Origin of the sequence: Lutibacter sp. A64 (assembly GCF_022429565.1) — a bacterium.
In the GTDB taxonomy this organism is placed as follows: Bacteria; Bacteroidota; Bacteroidia; order Flavobacteriales; family Flavobacteriaceae; genus Lutibacter.
The window spans coordinates 112414-136424 of record NZ_CP092487.1 but is presented as its reverse complement, the minus strand read 5'-3'; the positions used below and the strand labels follow the sequence as shown (position 1 = coordinate 136424).

General features: G+C 29.1%; 27 protein-coding genes. 14 read left to right on the top strand and 13 right to left on the bottom strand.

The genetic code is table 11. The features are described from left to right. Window position 1 precedes the first annotated feature (1 nt). The 4 genes from MKD41_RS00650 to yaaA all read right to left on the bottom strand — a co-directional run bounded on the left by MKD41_RS00650 (window position 2) and on the right by yaaA (window position 4373). Window positions 2-979: a deoxyhypusine synthase family protein gene (locus MKD41_RS00650; RefSeq protein ID WP_240243526.1), complete on the bottom strand. Its 978-nt coding sequence runs from the start codon at window positions 977-979 to the stop codon at window positions 2-4. After that, complete coding sequence (gene speB, locus MKD41_RS00645) at window positions 969-1907, bottom strand: agmatinase (RefSeq protein WP_240243525.1); 939 nt, start codon at window positions 1905-1907, stop codon at window positions 969-971. Before speB ends, MKD41_RS00650 begins: the two co-directional genes overlap by 11 nt. After that, a complete protein-coding gene (locus MKD41_RS00640) occupies window positions 1900-3297 on the bottom strand; it encodes an arginine decarboxylase (RefSeq protein WP_240226925.1) in 1398 nt (465 codons plus the stop codon). Before MKD41_RS00640 ends, speB begins: the two co-directional genes overlap by 8 nt. Window positions 3298-3614: 317 nt before the next feature. After that, window positions 3615-4373 (bottom strand): peroxide stress protein YaaA, encoded by a 759-nt coding sequence (gene yaaA / locus MKD41_RS00635; protein ID WP_240243524.1) that lies wholly within the window; start codon window positions 4371-4373, stop codon window positions 3615-3617. A gap of 194 nt (window positions 4374-4567) precedes the next feature. Between yaaA and MKD41_RS00630 the strand changes: the two genes are divergently transcribed. The 3 genes from MKD41_RS00630 to MKD41_RS00620 all read left to right on the top strand — a co-directional run bounded on the left by MKD41_RS00630 (window position 4568) and on the right by MKD41_RS00620 (window position 5955). Further along, entirely contained in the window at window positions 4568-4987 is a 420-nt protein-coding gene (locus MKD41_RS00630; RefSeq protein WP_240243523.1) for a hypothetical protein, read from the top strand. Window positions 4988-5164: 177 nt separating this feature from the next. Continuing rightward, window positions 5165-5386, top strand: coding sequence for a hypothetical protein (locus tag MKD41_RS00625; RefSeq protein WP_240243522.1), 222 nt, complete (start codon window positions 5165-5167; stop codon window positions 5384-5386). Next, window positions 5380-5955 (top strand): alpha/beta hydrolase family protein, encoded by a 576-nt coding sequence (locus tag MKD41_RS00620; protein ID WP_240243521.1) that lies wholly within the window; start codon window positions 5380-5382, stop codon window positions 5953-5955. The genes MKD41_RS00625 and MKD41_RS00620 overlap by 7 nt, the downstream gene beginning before the upstream one ends. A gap of 81 nt (window positions 5956-6036) precedes the next feature. Here the strand turns inward: MKD41_RS00620 and MKD41_RS00615 are convergent, their stop codons facing one another. Continuing rightward, window positions 6037-6312, bottom strand: a complete 276-nt coding sequence (locus MKD41_RS00615) for a winged helix-turn-helix transcriptional regulator (RefSeq protein ID WP_240243520.1) — start codon at window positions 6310-6312, stop codon at window positions 6037-6039. A 156-nt stretch (window positions 6313-6468) separates the two neighbouring features. On the opposite strand from MKD41_RS00615, the gene MKD41_RS00610 reads away from it, so the two are divergent. Then, on the top strand, window positions 6469-6981 hold the full coding sequence (locus MKD41_RS00610) for a VOC family protein (RefSeq protein ID WP_240243519.1): 513 nt from the start codon (window positions 6469-6471) through the stop codon (window positions 6979-6981). 86 nt (window positions 6982-7067) lie between these two features. Here MKD41_RS00610 and MKD41_RS00605 read toward each other — a convergent pair whose 3' ends face one another. The 3 genes from MKD41_RS00605 to MKD41_RS00595 are packed head-to-tail and all read right to left on the bottom strand — an operon-like array spanning window position 7068 to window position 9300. Next, the gene (locus MKD41_RS00605) at window positions 7068-7733 is read right to left on the bottom strand and encodes a CatA-like O-acetyltransferase (protein ID WP_240243518.1); all 666 of its coding nucleotides are present in this window, start codon (window positions 7731-7733) and stop codon (window positions 7068-7070) included. Continuing rightward, window positions 7700-8725: an RluA family pseudouridine synthase gene (locus MKD41_RS00600; RefSeq protein ID WP_240243517.1), complete on the bottom strand. Its 1026-nt coding sequence runs from the start codon at window positions 8723-8725 to the stop codon at window positions 7700-7702. Before MKD41_RS00600 ends, MKD41_RS00605 begins: the two co-directional genes overlap by 34 nt. Beyond that, window positions 8725-9300, bottom strand: coding sequence for a PASTA domain-containing protein (locus MKD41_RS00595; RefSeq protein WP_240243516.1), 576 nt, complete (start codon window positions 9298-9300; stop codon window positions 8725-8727). Before MKD41_RS00595 ends, MKD41_RS00600 begins: the two co-directional genes overlap by 1 nt. A 203-nt stretch (window positions 9301-9503) precedes the next feature. Here MKD41_RS00595 and MKD41_RS00590 point away from each other — a divergent pair, with 203 nt between their 5' ends. The 5 genes from MKD41_RS00590 (at window position 9504) to MKD41_RS00570 (ending at window position 14523) form a co-directional block, all read left to right on the top strand. Continuing rightward, window positions 9504-10481, top strand: a complete 978-nt coding sequence (locus tag MKD41_RS00590) for a D-alanine--D-alanine ligase (RefSeq protein ID WP_240243515.1) — start codon at window positions 9504-9506, stop codon at window positions 10479-10481. Between the two features lie 2 nt (window positions 10482-10483). Next, complete coding sequence (coaD, locus tag MKD41_RS00585) at window positions 10484-10939, top strand: pantetheine-phosphate adenylyltransferase (RefSeq protein WP_240243514.1); 456 nt, start codon at window positions 10484-10486, stop codon at window positions 10937-10939. A gap of 141 nt (window positions 10940-11080) precedes the next feature. Further along, window positions 11081-12826 carry a M14 family metallopeptidase gene (locus MKD41_RS00580; protein WP_240243513.1) on the top strand — a complete coding sequence of 582 codons (1746 nt, stop codon included), beginning with the start codon at window positions 11081-11083 and terminating at the stop codon, window positions 12824-12826. An 11-nt stretch (window positions 12827-12837) separates the two neighbouring features. Further along, window positions 12838-13653, top strand: a complete 816-nt coding sequence (locus tag MKD41_RS00575) for a DUF1853 family protein (protein WP_240243512.1) — start codon at window positions 12838-12840, stop codon at window positions 13651-13653. Between the two features lie 90 nt (window positions 13654-13743). Further along, on the top strand, window positions 13744-14523 hold the full coding sequence (locus MKD41_RS00570) for an alpha/beta fold hydrolase (protein ID WP_240243511.1): 780 nt from the start codon (window positions 13744-13746) through the stop codon (window positions 14521-14523). A 178-nt stretch (window positions 14524-14701) separates the two neighbouring features. Here MKD41_RS00570 and MKD41_RS00565 read toward each other — a convergent pair whose 3' ends face one another. Both MKD41_RS00565 and lpxD read right to left on the bottom strand, forming a co-directional pair. Beyond that, complete coding sequence (locus tag MKD41_RS00565; protein ID WP_240243510.1) at window positions 14702-15181, bottom strand: outer membrane protein assembly factor BamE; 480 nt, start codon at window positions 15179-15181, stop codon at window positions 14702-14704. 76 nt (window positions 15182-15257) lie between these two features. Beyond that, window positions 15258-16250 carry a UDP-3-O-(3-hydroxymyristoyl)glucosamine N-acyltransferase gene (lpxD, locus tag MKD41_RS00560; protein WP_240243509.1) on the bottom strand — a complete coding sequence of 331 codons (993 nt, stop codon included), beginning with the start codon at window positions 16248-16250 and terminating at the stop codon, window positions 15258-15260. A 304-nt stretch (window positions 16251-16554) separates the two neighbouring features. Here lpxD and MKD41_RS00555 point away from each other — a divergent pair, with 304 nt between their 5' ends. Both MKD41_RS00555 and MKD41_RS00550 read left to right on the top strand, forming a co-directional pair. After that, window positions 16555-18870: a type IA DNA topoisomerase gene (locus tag MKD41_RS00555; protein WP_240243508.1), complete on the top strand. Its 2316-nt coding sequence runs from the start codon at window positions 16555-16557 to the stop codon at window positions 18868-18870. Continuing rightward, on the top strand, window positions 18857-19429 hold the full coding sequence (locus tag MKD41_RS00550; protein ID WP_240243507.1) for a pseudouridine synthase: 573 nt from the start codon (window positions 18857-18859) through the stop codon (window positions 19427-19429). The genes MKD41_RS00555 and MKD41_RS00550 overlap by 14 nt, the downstream gene beginning before the upstream one ends. Window positions 19430-19452: 23 nt before the next feature. Here the strand turns inward: MKD41_RS00550 and MKD41_RS00545 are convergent, their stop codons facing one another. Both MKD41_RS00545 and MKD41_RS00540 read right to left on the bottom strand, forming a co-directional pair. Next, window positions 19453-21075 carry a SulP family inorganic anion transporter gene (locus tag MKD41_RS00545; RefSeq protein WP_240243506.1) on the bottom strand — a complete coding sequence of 541 codons (1623 nt, stop codon included), beginning with the start codon at window positions 21073-21075 and terminating at the stop codon, window positions 19453-19455. Between the two features lie 89 nt (window positions 21076-21164). Next, a complete protein-coding gene (locus tag MKD41_RS00540) occupies window positions 21165-21746 on the bottom strand; it encodes an NUDIX hydrolase (RefSeq protein ID WP_240243505.1) in 582 nt (193 codons plus the stop codon). Window positions 21747-21753: 7 nt separating this feature from the next. On the opposite strand from MKD41_RS00540, the gene pyrE reads away from it, so the two are divergent. Continuing rightward, window positions 21754-22395, top strand: a complete 642-nt coding sequence (pyrE, locus tag MKD41_RS00535; protein ID WP_240243504.1) for an orotate phosphoribosyltransferase — start codon at window positions 21754-21756, stop codon at window positions 22393-22395. A 10-nt stretch (window positions 22396-22405) separates the two neighbouring features. Then, entirely contained in the window at window positions 22406-22795 is a 390-nt protein-coding gene (locus tag MKD41_RS00530; RefSeq protein WP_240243503.1) for an SRPBCC family protein, read from the top strand. Between the two features lie 20 nt (window positions 22796-22815). Here MKD41_RS00530 and MKD41_RS00525 read toward each other — a convergent pair whose 3' ends face one another. Further along, a complete protein-coding gene (locus MKD41_RS00525) occupies window positions 22816-23553 on the bottom strand; it encodes a biotin--[acetyl-CoA-carboxylase] ligase (RefSeq protein ID WP_240243502.1) in 738 nt (245 codons plus the stop codon). 86 nt (window positions 23554-23639) lie between these two features. Between MKD41_RS00525 and rsfS the strand changes: the two genes are divergently transcribed. Further along, window positions 23640-24011, top strand: coding sequence for a ribosome silencing factor (rsfS, locus tag MKD41_RS00520; RefSeq protein WP_240243501.1), 372 nt, complete (start codon window positions 23640-23642; stop codon window positions 24009-24011).

Below are 24011 nucleotides of genomic sequence, written 5' to 3'. Positions count from 1 at the left end.
ACTACATATCTAATAAGTAGGCAAAAATTAATGGTGCAACAATGGTAGCATCAGATTCTATAATATATTTTGGAGTGTTAATATCTAATTTTCCCCAAGTAATTTTCTCATTTGGAACTGCTCCAGAATAAGATCCGTAACTAGTTGTTGAATCTGAAATTTGACAAAAATAGCTCCAAAATGGTGTGTCGGTTCTTTCCAAATCTTGGTACAACATTGGCACTACACATATTGGAAAATCTCCTGCAATACCACCTCCAATTTGAAAAAAACCTATACCGTCTTTTGAATTTTCAGTATACCAATCTGCTAAGAAAGTCATATATTCAATTCCAGATTTCATGGTACTTGCTTTTAATTCACCTTTTAACACATACGAAGCAAAAATATTTCCCATTGTACTGTCTTCCCAACCTGGAACTACCATTGGTAAATTAGCTTCAGCTGCAGCAATCATCCAACTATTTTTGGGATCTATTTCGTGGTATTGATCTAAAACTCCAGAAAGTACAAGTTTGTACATAAATTCATGTGGGAAATAACGTTCTCCAGCCTCTTCTGCATCTTTCCATATTTTAAATATATGTTCTTGTAAACGTCTAAACGCCTCTTCTTCTGGAATACAAGTATCAGTAACTCTATTTAGCCCTTTTTCTAATAAATTCCATTCATCTTGTGGCGTTAAATCTCTATAATTTGGTACTCTTTTATAATGAGAATGTGCTACCAAATTCATAACATCTTCTTCAAGATTTGCTCCTGTACAAGAAATTATTTGAACTTTATCTTGTCTAATTACTTCAGCAAATATTTTACCTAATTCTGCTGTACTCATTGCACCTGCTAATGATACTAACATTTTAGATCCTTTTGCTAATTGACTTTCGTATTCTTTTGCTGCATCTACAACCGATGCTGCATTAAAATGCAAATAATATTTTTCTATAAATTGTGAAATTGCTCCTTTATTAGTAGTCATTTTCTTCGTCGTTAAATTTAGTAAATCTGTTTGTTGGTTCTTTAAAACCTTTTATATCATCATAATCATCTTCTTCAGAATTATTAAATTTATAGCTTAACATTTTGTAATACAATTTTGCAGCTAAAAAGTCTGAAGATTTTTCTTTTTCATTAGGGCAAAGTTCCACAATATCGAAACCTACCACATTTTTTTCTTTAAAAATTTTATTCAAAAACTCTAAGGTTTCATACCATAATAAACCACCTGGCTCTGGAGTTCCAGTTGATGGCATTATTGAAGGGTCAAAAGCATCTAAATCTATTGTTAAAAACACATTTTCAGTCATTAAATCTATTGCATTTTCCATCCAGTAATCGTCTTGTGCCATTTCGTGTGCAAAAAACACTTTATCTAAATCCATTACGGTTTTTTCAATAGCATCCATACTTCGAATACCCACTTGAATTAAGTTTGTGGTTTGACTTGCCTCATAAACTGCGCAAGCGTGGTTACATGTAGAACCTTCGTACTCTTTACGTAAATCTGCATGCGCATCAATTTGCACAACTGTTAAGCTATTAAAACACTCGTTAAATGCTCTAATTGAACCAATTGAAATCGAGTGTTCTCCACCAAATAAGGTTACAAATTTATTTTTTTTGATATACTCTTTAGTAGTTTGATGTACTGCTTCTACCATACTTTCTGGTGAAGTATTTTCAGTAACAGCATCTGCCAAATAAATACCGTTTTTATACACTTCTGTATCGGTTTCTATATCGTACAATTCCATATTTTCTGAAGCACTTAAAAAAGCTTCTGGACCTTTATCGGCACCTTTTTGCCAGGTACTTGTTCCATCATAAGGAACTGGAATTAAAACTACTTTTGAAGTTTCAATTTTACTGTTTTGTTCAGGGATTCCTGCGTAAGTTTTTTTATTCATAACCTAATATTTTTAAAAAATCACTTGGTTTTTGTTGTTCTTTAAAAACTTTGTATTCTAATTTTCCTTCGTTGTTTTTTGATATAATAACATGTTTTGGTTGCGGAATTAAGCAGTGTTGCAAACCTCCGTAACCACCAATTGTTTCTTGATATGCACCAGTATTAAAAAATCCAATATATAAAGGTTTTTCTTCTTTATAAGTTGGCATATAAATAGCATTTATATGTTGTTCTGAATTGTAATAATCATCACTATCGCAGGTTAAACCTCCAAGTAAAACTCGCTCGTAATTATCGTTCCATCTATTTAAAGGCAACATTACAAAGCGTTTATTTATAGCCCAACTATCTGGTAATGTTGTAATAAAAGAAGAGTTTATCATATTCCAACGTTCTCTATCGTTTTGCTTTTTTTGATATAAAACTTTATACAAAGCACCTCCACTTTCACCTACTGTAAAGCTACCAAATTCTGTAAAAATATGTGGTACCTGAACTTCAGCTTCATCACACGCAATTTTAATTTGAGAAATAATTTCATCAATCATATATTCATAATCATAATCAAATGCTAATGAATTTTTAATAGGAAAACCTCCTCCAATATTTAAGCTATCTAAGCTAGGACAAATACGTTTTAGATTGATATAAACTTTTAGACATTTACTTAATTCGTTCCAATAATAAGCATTGTCTTTAATTCCAGTATTAATAAAAAAGTGCAACATTTTTAGGTTTACTTTTTTATTATCTTTTATATCTCGCCTATAAAAATCTACTATGTTTTTATAGCCAATTCCTAAACGAGATGTATAAAATTCGAACTTTGGTTCTTCTTCCGAAGCAATTCTAATTCCTATGTTAATTTTTTTACGAATTCCATTTGTTAGCAAATCAATTTCTTCGTAATTATCTATAATTGGAAAACAGTTTTTATGACCGTTATTTATTAGCCTTTGTATGTTTTTTACATAAGCATCTCTTTTAAAACCATTACATAAAATAAAGGTTTTATCGGTTATTTTCCCTGATATTTTTAGGTTTTCAACAATATCAATATCTACTGCAGAAGAAGTTTCTATATGAATATCGTTACTTAAAGCTTCACTTAAAACATGCTTAAAATGTGAGCTTTTAGTACAATAACAATAGTGGTATTTTCCTTTATATTTATGCTTACGCATAGATGTTTTAAACCAACCTTTAGCTTTTTGAATATTTTCGCTAATTTTTGGTAAATAAGTAAACTTTAAAGGTGTTCCAAATTCTTCTGCAAGTTTCATTGTATCAATATCATGAAAATGCAAATTTTTCTTTTTGTCTATTTTAAATTCCTCTTGAGGAAAATCAAAAGTTTGATTTATTAAATCAATATATTTAGTATTCATTACTTCTATTTAATTATTTAAATTTAATTGTAGCCTCGTTTTCAAGGCTATTCTAAATAAATAGTAATAGCTATACCCTTAATATTGAATATGTGTTTTGATTATCTACACCCAGAATTTGGCTGTAAATTTTAAAAATGTAGTTAACAGAAGTTGTCGTTTTCCTTAATTTTTCGTTGTGCTTCCAAAACACATAGTAACCTAAAAACTTCTTAATAAAAAAGTTACGACCGAAAAAACAAATATTTTTCATTGTCACTAAAAAATAACGTGACAAACATATATAAAAAAACAATACGATTTTAAAAAAAATTTAATTATCGCGTAAAAATTAACTCTTTTTCGTTTGAAAGCTTAGAATCAAACACATAACCCTTTGAATTAAAGCCTTTTAAACCTTCTACAGTTTCTATATTATTATCAATAATATAACGTACCATTAAGCCTCTTGCTTTTTTAGCATAAAAGCTAATAATTTTTAATTTTTCGCCTTTATAATCTTTAAAAACTGGTGTAATTACTGGCACTTTTAACAATTTAGTATTGATAACTTTAAAGTATTCATTGCTTGCTAAGTTTACAAAAACCTCATCTGCTTCCATTTCAGAATTTAAGCTTTCTGTCACTTTTTTATCCCAAAATTGGTATAGATTTTCTTTAGCACCCACTTTTAATTTAGTTCCCATTTCTAAGCGGTACGGTTGCATTAAATCTAAAGGTTTTAAAATACCATATTGCCCAGATAAGATTCGCAATTTATTTTGAAGCTGTTCTAATTTTTCTAGTGGTAAGGAATAAACATCTAACCCCGAATAAACATCTCCATTAAATGCATACACAGCCTGACGTGCATTTTCTAACGAAAACGGTAATTGCCAATCTTGATTGCGTTGCCAATTTAATTCTCCTAATTTTGGTGAAATACTCATTAATTCTGACAAATTTTTAGGAGATTTCTTTTTTAAAACACCATTTAATTTTGCTGCTTCTTTTAAAAATTCACCTTCAGTAAATGCTGTTGTAGGTACTTTTTTTTCAAAATCTAATGATTTGGCTGGCGATATTACTAATTTCATATGTCTACTTATTATTCAATAAAATTAATATATTTTTTTATTATAACTCAAGTAATAAATGGATTTTAACAATACTTCAATAAAAATAATTTATACCTTTGTTTAGTTTGTTTCTTAACTTTAAAAATTTGATTATCTCTAACTAAAAGCTAAATTTATCTAACCCAGTAGCAAATGCAAAAAAATCGAAATCGATGAGTAAAATTAGAATAGAAAGAAATACTGGATGGGTTGGTCAATTAGCAAGAATCGAGATTTATATTGACGGTGAAAAAGTTGGAACTATTAATACCCGTGAAACTCAAGAGTATGAAGTTGAAAATGGGAAACACAAAATTCATGCAAAATTCGGTTGGGATCATAGCCAAATAATTGAACTGAATATTGTTAAAAACAAAATAACAGTCCTAAAACTAACTCAATACAAATATGGAACTTTAATTTTACTAATGGCTTTCGGGCTTCAGTTACTTTATATACTTGGAAAAGACACCCTAAATCTTGACTTAAAATACTATTATTTTTTATTAGCAATATTAATTTTACATCCTGTATATTACTGGATAAAAAAGAAATCTTTAATACTAATTGAAATAGATAAAAAAACATTCTAAACAACTAAATGTTCTGCCTATCGATAGGCCAAAGCTAATTGACATTTTAACTAATTCTAGGTCAGGTTTTATTTTCAATGCTCTAAAAAAGATTAATTATTTAGTTTGCTTCTTAACTTCAAAAAAGTGAATTTGGATTCGCATATAATTTCACCTAACTTCATTTAAAAACAACAAATGAACTATAAAAAATCAACCATTCTAACTTTACTAACCATATTAATTACAGTAGCGTCATTTGGACAGGATAAAATATTTACAGAATATGACGTTAAAAAGTTTTCTTTTAAAGGTCATAAAGCAAAAATAGTTTTCCAAACAATAAAAATGAAAATAATTATTGGATTTGGAGAGCAAGATTTTGGGGACATCAACCACAGGTTGACAAGGCTTTGTTAAAAAAAGGATTCCATGTGGTATATGTTGATGTTTCTAATATGTTTGGAAATAATAAAGCTGTAGAATTATGGAATGAATTTTACAAATATTGTACTTCTAAATTCAAACTCAACAATAAAGTTGTATTAGAAGGAATGAGTCGTGGTGGCTTAATTATTTACAATTGGGCTTCAAAAAATACAGACAAAGTTTTTTGTATTTATGCAGATGCTCCTGTATGTGACATAAAAAGTTGGCCAGGTGGTATGTATGAAGGAAAGGGAGATCTAGAAGCTTGGAAACTTTGTTTAAAAAAATATGATTTAGATACAATCACTATTAAAACATATACTAATATTCCAATAAATAATTCTGTAAACATTGCAAAAGCAAATATTCTTATTTTACATGTTTATGGTGATGCAGATACTGTAGTTCCCTATAAAGAAAACACATTACTATTAGCAGAAAAATTCAGAAAAGCAGGTGGTACAATAAAACTTATAAGAAAAAAAGGTATTGGTCATCATCCTCATAGCTTAAAAGACCCTAAACCAATTATTGATTTTATTTTAAAAAATATTAACTAAATATATACTTCAAACTTATTAACTACACAAATTTTTCTCTAAAAAAACTCTATAATCAATAAAATAAAAAGATATATACAATTAATTATTACAATCTTTCGCTCCCCAATTATCGAGGCTTCTTAAAATATTCTCGAGAGATTTCCCTCTTTCAGTTAAACCATATTCTACTTTAGGAGGAACTACAGGGTATACCTTTCTAGAAATAAGGCCATCTTTTTCTAATTCACGAACCGTTTGCGTAAACATTTTATTTGAAATACCTTGAATTTTCTTTTGCAATACACCAGAACGTAAATTACCTTCTAATAAATGAAATAATATTAAAGGCTTCCATTTTGTTCCTATTAAATTCATTGTATAATTTAATGGACAGTTAATATTTTTAATCAAAATTAAAATTTATTTTACTGATAATCATAATTTTACTCTTTTAGGAAACTATACTACTTTTTAGTAAGTTATTGCCTAATATGCAAATATAAACTATTTTTGCAATCTAAAATATAATATATGACCACAACTAAGAATTATCCGAAATCATTTTCTCATATTGGTATTACAGTTCCTGATATTAATAAGGCTGTAGAGTTTTATACCGAAGTAATGGGATGGTATGTAATTATGGAGCCTTCAACAATAAAAAAAGAAAGAGAAACAGTAATTGGACAAATGTGTATTGATGTTTTTGGTGAAGATTGGACCGAATTTGAAATTGCGCATTTATCTACATCTGATGGTGTTGGAGTTGAAATGTTTTCATTTCCTCAAGGCATAAAAGAAGCTCCAGAATTTAATCCTTTTAACACTGGTTTATTTCATTTTTGCATTCAAGACCCAAACATAGAGGATTTAATTGAAAAAATTGTTGCTTACGGCGGTAAACAAAGAATGCCAATTAGAGAATACTATCCAGAAGAAAAACCATTTAAAATGTGTTATGTAGAAGATTCTTTTGGAATTGTTTTTGAAATTTATACGCATAGTTACGAATTAACATATTCTTCAGGCGCTTATACAAAATAAACCTTGAAATTTAAAATACTAGCAAACACAAAAGACTATTTAAACGGTCTTTTGTGTTTTACCTAAATAAACCTGCAACTCAAGAATTACTCTAGCTCATCTATAAAACTTTTCATTTTAGTTATTAATTGAGATACATGAAATCCGTCTAATAATGCATGATGCACTTCTACTGAAAACGGAATTTTACGTTGATCGTTTTCAGTAAACAATCCTCCAAAAACAATTTTAGGAATTCCCTTATTTTTTTCGTCTCCCTTTCTTGCATGTTTTACACTAGTAAAGGTAAACCAAGGCAATGTTGAGCAGTGTATTATACCTAATTCATTTTCTTGCGCACCTAAAGCTACTCCTTTTTTATGTGCTTCCATTACCTTTTCACCACTGGTATCAAATTCAAAAATTGTTGGTTTTATAGGGAAATTACAAAACGAAAATGTATTATCTTCATTTAAAACCGTTGAACCAATATTTACTTCATCAAAAATATAAACTTTGTTATTATTGATGCGTAACTTAAATTCTGGAATTTCATTTATACTTTTTAAAGCAACATAAATACAAGCTAATGAAAACGATAGCTCATTCTTTTTACTAAAATCATAAAGTTTAGTTACCTCTAAATTTACGGTAATATTAAAAAAAGGATCTTCATAATCTTTAAAAAACTCGAATTGTTCTTTTCTCTTCCAATTTTCAACAGAAAATTCTTTCATCATTATTCCTTCTGATTTACAGTATAAGTTCTCCATTTTTCTAAACAAGCTAGAATATCTTCTGGAATTTCAGAATTAAAACGCAAATACTCTTTGGTAGTTGGATGTTCAAAACCTAAGGTTTTGGCATGTAAAGCTTGGCGCGGTAATACTTTAAAACAGTTATCTACAAATTGCTTATATTTTGTAAAAGTGGTGCCTTTTAAAATATCATTTCCTCCATAACGTTCATCGTTAAAAAGTGTATGACCAATATGCTTAAAATGTGCTCTAATTTGATGTGTTCTACCTGTTTCTAACTTACATTGCACCAAGGTAACATAGCTAAAACGCTCAATTACTTTATAATGTGTTACTGCGTGTTTTCCAAAATCGCCTTCAGGAAAAACACTCATTTGTAACCTATTCTTTAGACTTCTACCAATATTCCCTTCAATTCTACCTTCATCTTCTTCAATATTTCCCCAAACAAGGGCATAATACAAACGCTCTGTTGTTCTATCGAAAAATTGTTTAGATAAATGTGCCATTGCAAATTCTGTTTTAGCAACAACCAATAAACCACTTGTATCTTTATCTATTCTATGTACCAATCCTGGGCGTTCGTTAGAATTTGTTGGTAGATTTTCTATATGATGAATTAATGCATTTACCAAGGTTCCGCTATAATTACCATGACCTGGGTGCACCACCATTCCGGCAGGTTTATTTACAACCATAACTTGGTCGTCTTCAAATACAATATCCAAAGGGATATCTTCTGCAACCAATAAATTTTCGTGTGGTGGATGCGATAAAACAACACGCACCACATCGTTTGGTTTTACCTTATAATTTGGTTTAACTGCAACATCATTTACTAAAACATTGCCAGCTTTTGCTGCTTGTTGAATTTTATTTCGAGTAGCATTTTCAATAAAATTCATTAAAAATTTATCTACACGTAAAGGTTCTTGCCCAACATGTGCTACATAATTAAAATGCTCGTAAAATTCTTCGTTTTCTGCGCTAATTTCTTCTAAACTCATTAGTTTTCTGTATATCTTCCTGTTCCTTCACCGTCACCTAACTTAAGTGTAATAACAGAGTTTTTTGGAATTTTTTCACCTGATTTTAGGGCTTTACCTTTAAATATTAACCCTCTTACCACATCTTTTGCAATATCTGAAACGTAAACAGGTTCTGCACTTATTTTAAAACCAATAGAACTAAGGTGAGATGTTACTTGTCTTTTTGTTTTTCCAAAAACACTTGGCACTTCTATATTTCTATAACCAGACGGATTTAAAGTGAGGTATATTTTTCTATTTTCTTTTACAAAATCTCCAGGTTCTGGATCTTGATCTATTACCGATTTTGCAGGATATTCTGGGTTATAACTTGCAGAATCAATTACAAAAAGTCTTAAATCTAACTCTTCTAATGTTCTTTCTACTTCATTTAAACTCATTTTCTCCAAATTTGGAACTTCAATTTTTTGATTGTGATTTGTTGATATATTCAACCATTTCATCACAACAAAAATAAATACAACCAAACCAACAAAAGCAATAACTAATTGTTTTAAAAACATTTTGGACTTTATAAATTTAATCAGACTCATTTTTTATATTTTAATTTTGCAAAGATACTTTTTTTTGAATTGATTTGTTTAGTTGTTAATTGCAAAAAAATTAAGCGCTTCAATTCATAAATAAATATACGATAGAATTTCCTTAAAATCTTCTAAACTTTCCAACTTTTAAGCTAACAAATTTCAACTATATTTATGTAAGTTTGTACTTATGCTAATACAATAAACTTAAAATGAAAAAAAATATTGCCATTATTATGGGGGGTTACTCCTCTGAAGTTGATATTTCACTTAATAGCGGAGCTGTAGTATATCAACATATTTCTAAAGATAAATATAACCCTTACAAAATTCATATTTTAAAAAATAAATGGGTTTTAGTTGATGATTCTAACAAAGAATATCCAATAAACAAACACGATTTTTCTGCAGAAATTGATGGTAAAAAAATCACTTTCGACTGTGTTTTTAATGCAATACACGGAAGTCCTGGTGAAAACGGAAGCATTTTAGCCTATCTAGAATTAATTGGTTTAAAACACACCTCTGCCCCATTCTATCAAATGGCATTAACTTTTAATAAACGAGATTGTTTAAGTGCTATTAAACAATACGGCATAAAAACAGCTACCTCTTATTATTTAGACAAAGGAGATGCAATTGATATTGATACAATAATTGCTAAAGTTGGCTTACCATGTTTTGTAAAACCAAATAATGCTGGTTCTAGTTTTGGAATTTCTAAAGTTAAAACTAAAGACGAAATGTTACCTGCTATTGAAAAAGCCTATAATGAAGATTCTCAAATTTTAATTGAAGCCTTTTTAGACGGAAGCGAAGTTTCTATTGGTGTAATAAATTATAACAATAAAATTACGGTTTTACCAATGACAGAAATTGTAACAGAAAACGACTTTTTTGATTATGAAGCTAAATACGAAGGTAAAGCTGAGGAAATTACGCCAGCACGAGTTTCTGAAGAACTTCATAAAAAATTAGAAAAAACAGCCATTAAAACTTATAAAGCATTAAATATGAGCGGCTTTTCGCGTTCTGAATACATTATAGTAAACAATGAACCTCATTTTTTAGAAATGAATACAGTTCCTGGTTTAACAGCTGCAAGCTTAATACCGCAGCAAGCTGCAATTGCAGGCATTAGTTTACAACAACTTTTTGATAATGCCGTAGAAATGGCTTTAAAAAATTAATTATGAAAAAAGCAATTTTTCCTGGCTCGTTTGACCCAATAACACTTGGTCACGTAGATATTATAAATAGAGCCTTACCTTTATTTGATGAGATTATAATTGCAATTGGAGTAAATTCTGATAAAAAATATATGTTTTCTCTAGAAGATCGAGAAAATTTTATAAAAGAAAACTACAAAAACGAACCTAAAATTAAAGTGCTAACCTATTCTGGTTTAACTACAGATTTTTGCAAAAAAATGAATGTAGATTTTATTTTACGTGGTTTAAGAAATCCTGCCGATTTTGAATTTGAAAAAGCTATTGCACAAACCAATAGAAAACTTTCTAATATTGAAACTGTATTTTTATTAACCTCTTCAGATACTGCTTTTATCAGTTCAAGTATTGTTAGAGATGTTTACAGACACGGAGGAGATATTTCTAGCTTTGTGCCAGAAAGCGTTAGTAAAAAATAATTCAAATAATATATAAGCTAGCTTATATATTATTTCTTAAGTAATTATACTGGCTAGCTTCACTATTAAAATAGAATAACTTTAACCTTTTAAACAACAAAAACACATACAATTGTAAGTTTACAAAAAGAATAAATATATATGAAAAAAATAACACTCTTACTTTTAGTTATCTCTATTTCTTGCTCTAAAACTCCTAAACAAAATTCTCCAGATTTCACTACTAAATTTGAAAAAACTAATGGTTTAGAAACCACAACTTATACAGAAACAATCACCTATTTTAAACAATTAGCAGCTGAATTTCCTGAAATTGACATTAAAGAAATTGGTACAACCGATAGTGGAAACCCACTTCATTTAATAGTTTTTAATAGTACAAAAGAATTTGATTTCGCTAAAATTAATAAAAATTCTAAAAATGTTATTCTAATAAATAATGCCATTCACCCTGGAGAACCAGACGGTGTAGATGCTTCTATGTTACTTTTACGAGATATTGCTCAAAATCCAGATAAAATAAAAACCTTAGAGAATATTGTTTTAGCTGTAATTCCAATTTATAATATTGGTGGCGCTTTAAATAGAAGCACGCATTCTAGAGCAAACCAAAACGGGCCAAAAGAATACGGTTTTAGAGGAAATACCAGAAACTTTGATTTAAATAGAGATTTTATAAAAGCCGACACAAAAAATGCACGTGCTTTTGCTGAAGTTTTTCATCTAGTAAATCCAGATGTTTTTATTGACAATCACGTTAGCAATGGCGCAGATTACCAATATGCAATTACACATTTATTTACACAACATAACAAATTAGGTAATGATTTAGGGCTGTTTTTAGAAACCACTATGAGACCTGTAATTGAAGCCGATTTACTAAAAAAAGACATTATAATTACACCTTATGTAAATGTTTGGGGTACTACTCCAGAAGCTGGTTTTAGTCAGTTTTTTGATTCTCCAAGGTATTCTACAGGTTATACAAGTCTATTCAATTCTTTAGGTTTTATGGTAGAAACACATATGCTAAAACCTTACAAACAACGTGTAGAACAAACCTACAGTTTACTTGAAAGCGCTATAGATTTTACTATAAAAAACAGTTCAAAAATTAAAAAATTACGTAAAAATGCAGTAGCAAAAATTTTAGCAAAAAAAACATATCCAATCACTTTTGAAATTGCTAAAGATACATTTACAACACTTCAATTTAAAGGTTATGAAGGAAGTTATATAGATAGTAAAATAACCAACGGAAAACGCCTATTTTACGATAGAACAAAGCCATATACTAAACCTGTTAAATATTACAATAATTATAAAGTTACAAAAGAAATCACCATTCCAAAAGCTTATATTTTAAATCAAGGTTGGTGGAAAGTTATAGAACGATTAAATGAAAACAATATAGCATATACCGTTTTTAAAAACGATACAATAATTACTGCTGAAGAACAGTATATAGCAGATTATAAAACTAGAACTACTGCTTATGAAGGGCATTACTTGCATTACAACACTACCGTTTCAACTTCAACCAAAGAAATTAAATTTAATAAAGGTGCTATTTATATTCCTGTAAATCAATTTGGGGCACGTTATATTATAGAAACTTTAGAAGCCTCTGCAACAGATTCGTTTTTTAACTGGAATTATTTTGATAGTGTTTTACAACAAAAAGAAGGATATTCTGCTTATGTTTTTGAAGATATTGCCGAACAGTTTTTAAAAGACAATCCAGATGTAAAAAAAGAATTAGTTAAAAAAATAGCCACCGATGTTGACTTTGCAAAAAATACAAGAGCTCAATTAGATTTTATTTATAAAAAATCTCCTTATTATGAAGCTGCTCATTTAAAACTACCAATACACAAAGTGTTTTAAATCATTATTTTATGAATTTAAACACCAAAGAAATACAATTACAATACGAAGGTTTTTTAAAAACACCTCAACTATGGATTAACAATGCTGTTTTTGGCTTAGAACAATTTATTCTTCAAAAAGAAAACATCACACAGTTTAACGGAAACATTGTTAAAAATCAGCGATTAGGAAAGCGTGTTGAACGTTTTTTAAGTCATCAATTGCGACAAAATACTTCTATTAAAATTTTAACAGAAAATACTCAAATTCAAAATGACAAAACTACTGTAGGTGAACTAGATTGTATTTTAAAGCAAAATAACACTCCTGTCCATTTAGAAGTTATTTATAAATTTTACTTGTATGATGCTTCTGTTGGAAAAACAACATTAGACCATTGGATTGGCCCTAACAGAAAAGATAGTTTGGTTGAAAAATTGCGTAAATTAAAAGATAAACAACTACCTCTTTTGTACAATCCGTTTACCAAACCATTACTAAAAAAATTAAAACTCTCCCCAGAAAACATTCAACAAAAAGTACTTTTTAAAGCCCAATTATTTATTCCGTACCAGACAACTAAAATCAATTTTGAATTGTTAAATAAAAATTGTGTGAAAGGATTTTACATTCATTTTAATGAATTACAACAATTTAATACTTGTAAATTTTACATTCCAACAAAAATAAATTGGTTACAAGAAATTGAAACACAAACCAAATGGTTGCCTTTTGAAGTATTTTTACAAAAGTTAACAGTTTTTATTCAACAAAAAACAGCTCCACTCTGCTGGTTAAAAAAATCTAATGGCGAAACTGAAAAATTCTTTGTTGTTTGGTGGTAAAAATCAATATTTATTTACTCTAAAAAATAAACTATGATTTATAAAATAGTTTTCAGTATTTTAGCAGCCATTACTATCTAAAAATAAAACATGTTAAATTATACTACGTACAAACATAAAACTTCAAAAGAATGGGTAACATTTGTACACGGAGCTGGAGGAAGCTCGTCCATTTGGTTTAAACAAATTAGAAGCTTTAGTGCTATTTACAATGTTTTAATATTAGATTTAAGAGGGCATGGAAACAGTAAAAAAGTATTACAAGAAGCTTTTAAAGAAAAATATACTTTTGATGCTATTACACATGATATTGTTGAAGTAATTGATCATTTAAATATAAAACAATCGCATTTTGCTGGTATTTCTTTGGGTACAATTTTAATTAGAAATTTAGCTGAAAAACATCCTGAACGTGTAAAAAGTATGATTATGGGTGGAGCTATTATGAAACTCAATCTAAAATCTCAATTATTAATACGTATTGGTGTACTTTTTAAATCGATTGTTCCGTATTTACTTTTATATAAGTTATTTGCATTTATTATAATGCCTCGTAAAAATCATAAAAAATCGCGTTTAATTTTTGTTAACGAAGCTAAAAAATTATATCAAAAAGAATTTATTCGATGGTTTAAACTAACTTCAGAAATAAATCCTTTATTACGTTTTTTTAGAACAACAGCTATTAATATTCCTACTTTTTATATTATGGGTGAAGAAGATCATTTGTTTTTACCTTCGATAAAAGAAGTAGTAGAAACTCATTTAAAATCTACTTTATTTGTAATAGAAAATTGTGGTCATGTTGTAAATATTGAGCAAGCTCAAGTATTCAACCAACAATCAATTCAGTTTATTGAAAATCAATAAATTAGATAATAAAATTAATTTATACATTAAATTGTTGGTAAAAAACACCAACAATGGAAAAAACAATACTAAATAAATTTAAAAAATATACTACCTGCACTTCTATTCTGTTAAACAACCGATTTAAAATGACAGGTAGTATATTTTTTAATAATCTTTTTACTAAAATATTTAACCTTTATTTAGGCCATTTTATAGTATCGTCATTAATAAATAAAGGAGACCATTGAATTTCATCTAATACTCCATTTGTCAACCAAAAGTTAATTGATTTTTCATCAATTTCAATTACTTTATTATCTTCATCGTCACTCTCAGAACAATCTTCAACATATACATTTCCATAATCAATCTCATCTAATTGATCTACCAATTTGCTTTCGCTTAACCCAATTAACGATACTTCTTCTAACTCATAATAATCTGAACTAACAGAAATCATCATTAGTTTCCAGTCTTCGGCTTCATCAAAACTAATAGATAAAAATAATTCGTCATACTCCCAAGATTCTGTTGCATCATTAGCTGCTTCAGAATGCGAATATTTATCAATAAATGTAGGTTCACCAAGCAATTCTTTTACTTGTGCTCTAGACATTCCAAACTTTAGAAATCCCAATCCAATACCAGGTTTAATCTCTTTTAATTCTTTTAACATTATAAAATTTTAATTAACTATTGTAAAACAAATATAATTTTTATTTCAATCTAAAAATAGCATTTTTAAATTTAAACTACCCTTTTCCAAGTTTTTTTATTGCCACCCATTGTCTAAAGGTATCCCTTGCATCTGTAGCAGGATATCCAACAACTGTTTTACCTGCCGGCACATCACTCATTACACCTGAACCACCACCAACAACAGCCCCTGAACCAATAGTTACATGATCTTTAATTGAAGATGCTCCTCCAATTATTACACCATCACCTAAAGTTACAGAGCCAGCCAAACCACTACTTCCTGCCATAATACAAGAACGCCCTAACACACAATTGTGCGCTATTTGTACCAAATTATCAATTTTACAACCATCACCAATTATTGTTGCACTAAATTTAGCACGATCAACAGAAGAATTTGCACCAATTTCAACATTATTACCAATAATAACATTACCAATATGTGGTACTTTTAACAAACCGCTTCCGTCTTCTTTTGGTCGGTAACCAAAGCCGTCGGCTCCAATACTTACATTTAAATGAAAAATACAATCATTTCCAATTTCGGTTCGTTCACGTATTACGGTTCCAGACCATATTACTGTTCTATGTCCAATTTTAGAAGCTTCAAAAATTACAACATTTGGATATAAATGCACATTATCTCCTAATTCAACATTTTTTCCAACATAACAATTTGCGCCAATTTTACAATGTGCACCAATTTTTGCAGTTTCGTCTATTACTGCAGTTGGATGAATGTCTTGTTCTAATTTAGGTAAATCAGGATTAAAAACCTCTAATAATTTAGCCATTGCTAAATCGGCATCTTTAACTTTTATAATCGCTCTATTTTCAGTAGGTTCTACCAATAAGTTTAGATTTACAATAGCTACACTTGCTTTAGAAGACTTCCATAAGTGGACAAATTTTTTATTTCCTATAAAACTAATTTGATTTTCAGTTGCTTTACTTAAGTGTTCTGGCCCTGTTATTTTATGAGAAGTTGTTCCTAATAATTCTCCATTTAAAATTGAGTTGATTTCTTGAATTGAGTATGATTTCATTGATAGTTTGGTGTTTAGGCAATAAATATATTCTTTTTAATTTTAACAATAACCAACTTTTCTTCTAAAACTAAATTCTAATTATTAAATAAGAAACTATTTACATGCAAAATTTCATATTTAATTTAAAAATCTTAATTACAAATTCTATTAAAATTTAGTACTTTGCACCTCCAAAATTTAGTAATAAATAAAACGAACATGTTCAAAATTTAATCACATAACAGAATGATTAATAGCGAACAGCATACCTGCACTGACCGGAATTGAAGTGTGACCTATAAAAAACTATAAAAAAAGACACATGAAAGTTTGTATTGCCGAAAAACCAAGTGTTGCTCGTGAAATTGCTACTGTTCTAGGAGCAACAACAAAACGCGATGGGTATTTTGAAGGAAATGGTTATGCTGTTACATATACTTTCGGACATTTATGCACTCTATTTGAACCTAGCGATTATAAACCCCATTGGAAAAGTTGGGATTTGAACAACTTACCAATGTTACCTGAAAAATTTAAAACAAAAGTGGTTTCAAATGATGGTATACAAAAGCAATTTAACATAGTAAAAAGTTTATTTGATAAGGCTGAAGTAATTATAAATTGTGGTGATGCAGGACAAGAAGGAGAACTAATTCAACGTTGGGTAATTAAACAAGCTAATTATAAAGGTGAAGTACAACGTTTATGGATTTCATCATTAACTACAGAAGCTATAAAAGAAGGTTTTCAAAATTTAAAACCTTCAAAAAATTACGATAGTTTATATTATGCTGGTTTTTCTAGAGCCATTGGAGATTGGCTTTTAGGTATGAATGCTACCCGTTTATACACCGTAAAACACGGTGGTTACAAACAAATGCTATCTGTTGGTCGTGTGCAAACTCCAACTTTGGCAATGTTAGTAAATAGGTATAAAGAAATTGAAAATTTTAAACCACAACCCTATTGGGAATTACAAACCTTATACCGAGAAACTCAATTTAATTGTGAAGAAGGTCGGTTTTTAAAGAAAGAAGAAGGTGAAATTTTTGCGAATAAAGTAAAAGAAAGCGATTTTGAAATTGTTTCAATTACTAAAAAGAAAGGTAAAGAATACGCTCCAAAATTATTCGATTTAACAGGTTTACAGGTCTATTGCAATAATAAATTTGGTTTTTCTGCGGATGAAACCTTAAAAATTGTTCAAAAATTATACGAACAAAAAGCAGTAACCTACCCAAGAGTTGATACCACTTTTTTACCAAATGATGTATATCCTAAAGTTCCTGCAATTCTAAAAAACCTTACAGATTACCAAAACTTAACAGCTCCTTTACTAGAAAAAAAATTAAAAAAATCATCTAGAGTTTTTAACGATAAAAAAGTTACCGATCACCATGCTATAATTCCTACAGGTGTTCAAATTAGTTTACAATACAATCAAAAACAGGTATATGACATTATTACCAAACGATTTATTGCTGTTTTTTATGATGAATGTGCAGTTTCTAACACAACTGTAATTGGAAAAGCAGATACGGTTTCTTTTAAAACAACTGGAAAAGAAATTTTAAAAAAAGGATGGAGAGTTGTTTTTGAAACTCCAAATACTCCTAAAAAAGAAGCCGGTATTTTACCAACCTTTGTTAAAGGTGAAAAAGGACCTCATATTCCTTCATTTTTAGAAAAAGAAACAAATCCTCCAAAACATTTTACAGAAGCTACGCTTTTACGCTCTATGGAAACTGCTGGCAAACAAGTAGATGATGATGATTTAAGAGAATTGATGAAAGAAAATGGTATTGGTAGACCGTCTACACGTGCAAATATTATTGAAACACTTTTTAAACGTAAATATATTGTTAGAAATAAAAAACAATTACAACCTACTGAAACTGGAATTCAATTAATTGATACCATTCAAAATGAATTACTAAAATCTGCTGAACTTACAGGAAGATGGGAAAAAAAATTAAAAGAAATTGAACAAGGAACTTTTAATGCCGGAACTTTTATAAAAAATATGAAAAAAATGGTGGATAACCTAGTATACGAAGTCCGTTCTGAAAAAGTGAGAGCAAATATTTCAGCAGTAGCAGCATCAAAAAACACAACTTCTTCCAACTCTAAAAAAACTTCAAAAAACAAAAAGGGAATTACTAACGAAAAATGCCCTAAATGTAATAACGGTTATCTTCTAAAAGGAAAAACTGCTTACGGATGTAGCAACTATAAAAATGGTTGTGATTTAAAACTTCCGTTTAGTTTTTTAAATAAAAAAATATCTGAAAACCAATATACTAGATTATTAAAAAAAGGATGTACTGTAAATTTAAAAGGATTTAAAACCGAAAAAGGCACTGTTGAAGGCTTAATTCGTTTTGATGAAAATTTCAATTTAAAATTAGAAGAGAAACAGGCTACTCGCCCTCAAAACAACACTAAAAATACACCTGAAAAAATCAATTGCCCTAAATGTAAAAAAGGTACTATTTTAAAAGGAAAAACTGCTTACGGCTGTAGCGAATATAAAAATGATTGCCATTTTATTTTTAGTTTTGATGATATTAGAAAAAAAGCCGCTGGACAAGAGTTAACTAAAGAATTAGTATATCAAATTTTAAATGGAAAACATTAAACACCAACATTTTGCAATTTACAAACCCGATGGTTATTTAAGTCAGTTTATAAATAACCAAACCAAGCGTACCAATAAAAAAATGCTAGGCGATTTATTTGATTTTCCTGAAAACACAATGGCAATAGGCCGTTTAGACGAACCTTCTGAAGGCTTATTATTATTAACTACCAATGGAAAAACAAGTGAATATATTAGAAGTTCTAAAATAGAAAAAGAATATTATGCCCAAGTTGATGGTATTATCTCTTTTGAAGCCGTTGAAACCTTAAAAAATGGAGTTGAAATTAATACTGAAAACGGGAAATATTTAACTAAAAAATGCACCGTAAAAAAAATAGAAACTCCTTTATTACCAAAAAGAAATAAAAAAATTAGAGACGATCGTCACGGACCAACAAGTTGGATATCTATCACTTTAACCGAAGGAAAATTTAGGCAAGTTCGTAAAATGACTGCTGTAGTTGGATTTCCAACTTTACGCCTAGTTAGAGTTAGAATTGGCAACTTTAAACTTCAAAATATGCTTCCTGGAGAAGTTAAACCAATAGAGATTTAACTTCTTCCAGTTAGAGAAGCTAATTATTTTTCAAATAAACCTTTGGTGAATTTTTCTGGATTTGCTGCTAAATGGTAACGTGGATCGTCAATGGCTTCAATAATAACCTCTTTAAATTTCGAACTAGATTTATGTAATAATACTTTACATTCTTCACTTAAATGCTTTAAATAAATTTTTTTGCCAGCTGTTTCATATTTTTCAACCAAATTAAAAATAGCTTCTACTGCTGAATGGTCTGAAACTCTAGATTCAACAAAATCAATTTCTACACGGTCAGGATCATTTTTCACATCAAATTTTTCCATAAAAGTTGAAATTGAACCAAAAAATAAAGGTCCCCAAATTTCATAAATTTTTGTTCCATCATCTTTCATTCTTTTTCTTGCTCTAATTCTAGTTGCATTTTCCCAAGAAAATACTAAGGCACTAAAAATTACACCTGCAATTACTGCGATGGCTAAATCGAAAATAACGGTTAATGCAGAAACTAAAATTAAAACAAATAAATCTGCTCTTGGAATTTTATTAATAATTCTAAAACTACTCCAAGCAAATGTACCAATAACCACCATAAACATTACACCTACTAAGGCTGCAATTGGAACTTCTTCTATATATGAAGAACCAAATAATATGAATAACAATAACATTACAGCTGCTACAATTCCAGATAATCTACCTCTACCTCCACCTTTTATGTTTATAATAGATTGACCAATCATAGCACAACCACCCATTCCACCAAATAAACCTGTAACAATATTAGCACCACCTTGTGCTAAACATTCTCTATTTCCATCTCCACGAGTTTCTGTTAAATCATCAACTAAATTTAGGGTCATTAATGATTCTATTAAACCAATTGCAGCTAAAATTAAAGCGTATGGTAATATAAATACAATAGAATCCCAAGTAAAAGGAACTTTTGCAAAAGTTTCTAACTTTAAGGTAGGAAAACCACCTTTTAAACCAGTTCCTCCACCATCTCTAATAAAAGAACCTACAGTTGCAACATCAAAATTTATAAATATAGCAACTCCAGTTACAATTAAAATAGCTATTAAAGCTTCTGGCAATTTTTGGGCTTTTTTAATTTTTGGCAATCCCCACATTATAAGCATTGTTAAAGCCACCAAACCAATCATTACATATAATTGACTACCTTCTAGCCAAACTTTTTCACCACCTACCGTTCTTTTAAACATTCCTAATTGTGAAAGAAATATTACAATTGCCAATCCGTTTACAAACCCCATCATTACAGGATGCGGAATTAAACGCACAAATTTACCGAGCTTTAAAAGGCCAGCTAAAACCTGAAATATCCCCATTAAAATTACGGTTGCAAATAAATAATACAATCCTAAATTCTCACCTGGATTACCCAATGCATTTCCTTCGGAAACCAAACTAACCATAACAACAGCCAAAGCTCCAGTTGCCCCAGAAATCATACCTGGCCTACCTCCAAAAATTGAAGTAATTAATCCTACCATAAAAGCAGCATACAACCCTACTAACGGATCAACACCTGCAACAAAAGCAAATGCAACAGCTTCAGGTACTAAAGCTAAAGCAACGGTGACTCCAGATAATACATCGTTTCTAACGTTTGATACTCTTTTAGTTATAAATTTTGTCATTGAATATTGTTTTAAAAAAGCGGCAAAGATAAGTAAATATTTTTTAGGATAATTTTAGTATCAACCTCAGTCTCAATCAAAGCCATCGTTTAAAACAATAATTTTATATTTCCATACGTATTTTCTAAGGCAACTTTAATTTCATCTTCGGTTTTAAAAATCGCTTTTTCAATATCTTCTTCCGTTTGTGGTGTTAGTTCTCCTTCAAAATCGGTATACATTAAAAACCATGACGTAATTTTTAATATAAGTTTTCCCTTTTTTTCAAAAACATGATAAGTATCTGTTATAAAATTTTTTATTGTAAGGTTTTCAATACCACATTCTTCTTCAACTTCTCTAACCGCACAATTTTTAATACATTCTCCTTTTTCTAATTTTCCTTTTGGCAAGTCCCATTTATCTAACCTATAAATAAATAAAACTTCATTTTTTTTATTAAAAACTTTACCTCCAGCAGCTTTTTCAATTTTAAAAAAAGACATAAACTGCTGCCAGTCAGCCTCTATATCATTACTTACAAAACATATTCCAAGTAGTTTTTTCTCAAATAAATCAGTTAACACCGAATTAATTTTAGAACTATTAAAGCTTACTTTTTTATATTTTGTTGATATTTTCTTATTTTCTGTCAAAATAATTGGACAGTCATTCACAAAAACTTTATACATTTGCATTATGATTATGAACAAAGATACAGCAAAAAAAACAGCTGAGCTTTTATTACAAATAAAAGCTATAAAGTTACAACCAAATGAACCTTTTTTATGGGCTTCTGGTTGGAAATCTCCTATTTATTGTGATAATAGAACAACGCTTTCTTTTCCTAAAATAAGAAATTACTTAAGAGAAAACTTAGCTAACATAATTGAACAAGAATACGGAAAACCCGATGTTATAGCAGGTGTTGCAACTGGTGCAATAGCTATTGGAGTTTTAGTTGCCCAGCATTTAAATGTACCATTTGTGTATGTTAGACCTGAACCTAAAAGCCACGGAAGAAAAAACCAAGTTGAAGGCTTTTTAGAGAAAAATAAAAATGTAGTAGTTGTTGAAGATTTAATAAGTACCGGAAAAAGTAGCTTAAACGCAGTTAAAGCATTAAAAGAAGAAGGTGCTAATGTTAAAGGTATGGTTGCTATTTTTAATTATGGTTTTAAAGTTGCTGAAGAAAACTTTAAAGAAGCGGATGTAAAACTAACCACATTAAGTGATTATCATCATTTATTAGAACTATCTTTAGATAACAGTTATATTTCAACAAAAGATTTAGAAACACTTTCACTTTGGAGAGAAAACCCAAGTGAGTGGAATCAATAAAAACATATTTATGAATTTAGAAACTAAAAAAACGATTATTAATAAATCTCAAAAAGATTTTTTTGAGTATTTAACAGATCTAAATAATTTTGAGCATTTAATGCCTGAAAATAATACCAAATTTGAAGTTGAGGGTGAATCGTTTGTTTTTGGGTTAAAAGGAATGCCAGAAATTAGATTGGTTGTAAAAGAAAAACAAGAATTCGATAAAATTGTTTTAGGTGCTGCAAGTAGTAAATTAGATTTTTCACTTACTGTAACTATTGATAAAGTTTCTGAAAATTCTTGTGAAACACAATTATTGTTTGAAGGTGACTTTAATCCTATGATGGCTATGATGGTAAAAGGACCTCTTCAAAAATTCATTAATACTTTAACAGAGAACGCTGCTAATCTATAAATTATACAAAAAATAATATTTTAACGACTCGCAAATTTAATTTCTTTTAAATCAAATTTGCGAGTCGTTTCATTTTCTAACTCAACTACAAGTCGCCCATTCACATCTACAGTAATTATTTTACCTAAAAAAATTACACCTTTATTATCTTCAAACATTGTAGGTATATTTATTTTATAAAGCTCTGCTAAATACATTTTTTTCAGATCTTCAAAAGCTCCATTTTCAATAAATCTAACATACTTTTTAATAGAATTAAGAATTTCAAGTAATAATTCATCTTTATTAAAAACTACACCTGATATGCTTTTTAAAGAACTTACATTTTCAATATCACTCGGAAAAATTTCTTGATTCACATTTAAACCAATTCCAACAATTGAATAATTAATAGATGCACCTCTTAAAATATTTTCGATTAAAATTCCGGCTATTTTATCTTTCTCTGCCAATATGTCGTTTGGCCATTTAATTTTCAATGACACACTAATAAAACGCCTTAAAGCTGAAATTAAACCTAAAGAAACAGCCATACTTAAATAAAATTGATCTTGAATTTTAAAATTACACAAATTAATTAAAACACTAAAAGTCAGATTTTTACCATCATCAGAAACCCAAGTAGTACCTAATTGACCTCTTCCTAAATTTTGATGGTTTGCCACAATTACAGTAAATGTTTCTACTGCACTTTTTTGTGCTAGTTCCTTTAAGTAAGAATTGGTAGAATCAATGGCATTAAGTTTGATAATATTCATTTATAGTTTATAATTTCAACAAAGTTATTTAATTGACAATTTATGATAAAAAAATAATAACTTTGCAACCAATTAAAAAAAAATTAATGACAAGAAAAAATGTAAGCGCAGACGAATTAATTGCGGTGATTATAAAGGCAATAGATGAAATTAAAGGTCTTGATATTCAAATTTTAGATTTAAGAAATATAGAAAATACTGTTTGCGATTATTTTATAATAGCTACAGGTAATTCAAATACACACGTAAATGCCATTTCTGGAATTGTTCAAAAACAAGTTGGTAAATTATGTAAAGAAAAACCTTGGCATGTTGAAGGAGAAGCTAACGCCGAGTGGGTTTTACTAGATTACACGAACGTAGTTGTACATGTTTTCCAAAAAAATGTACGCGAATATTATGACATTGAAAGTTTGTGGGGTGATGCAAAAATTACATCAATACCTACATCTAACTAA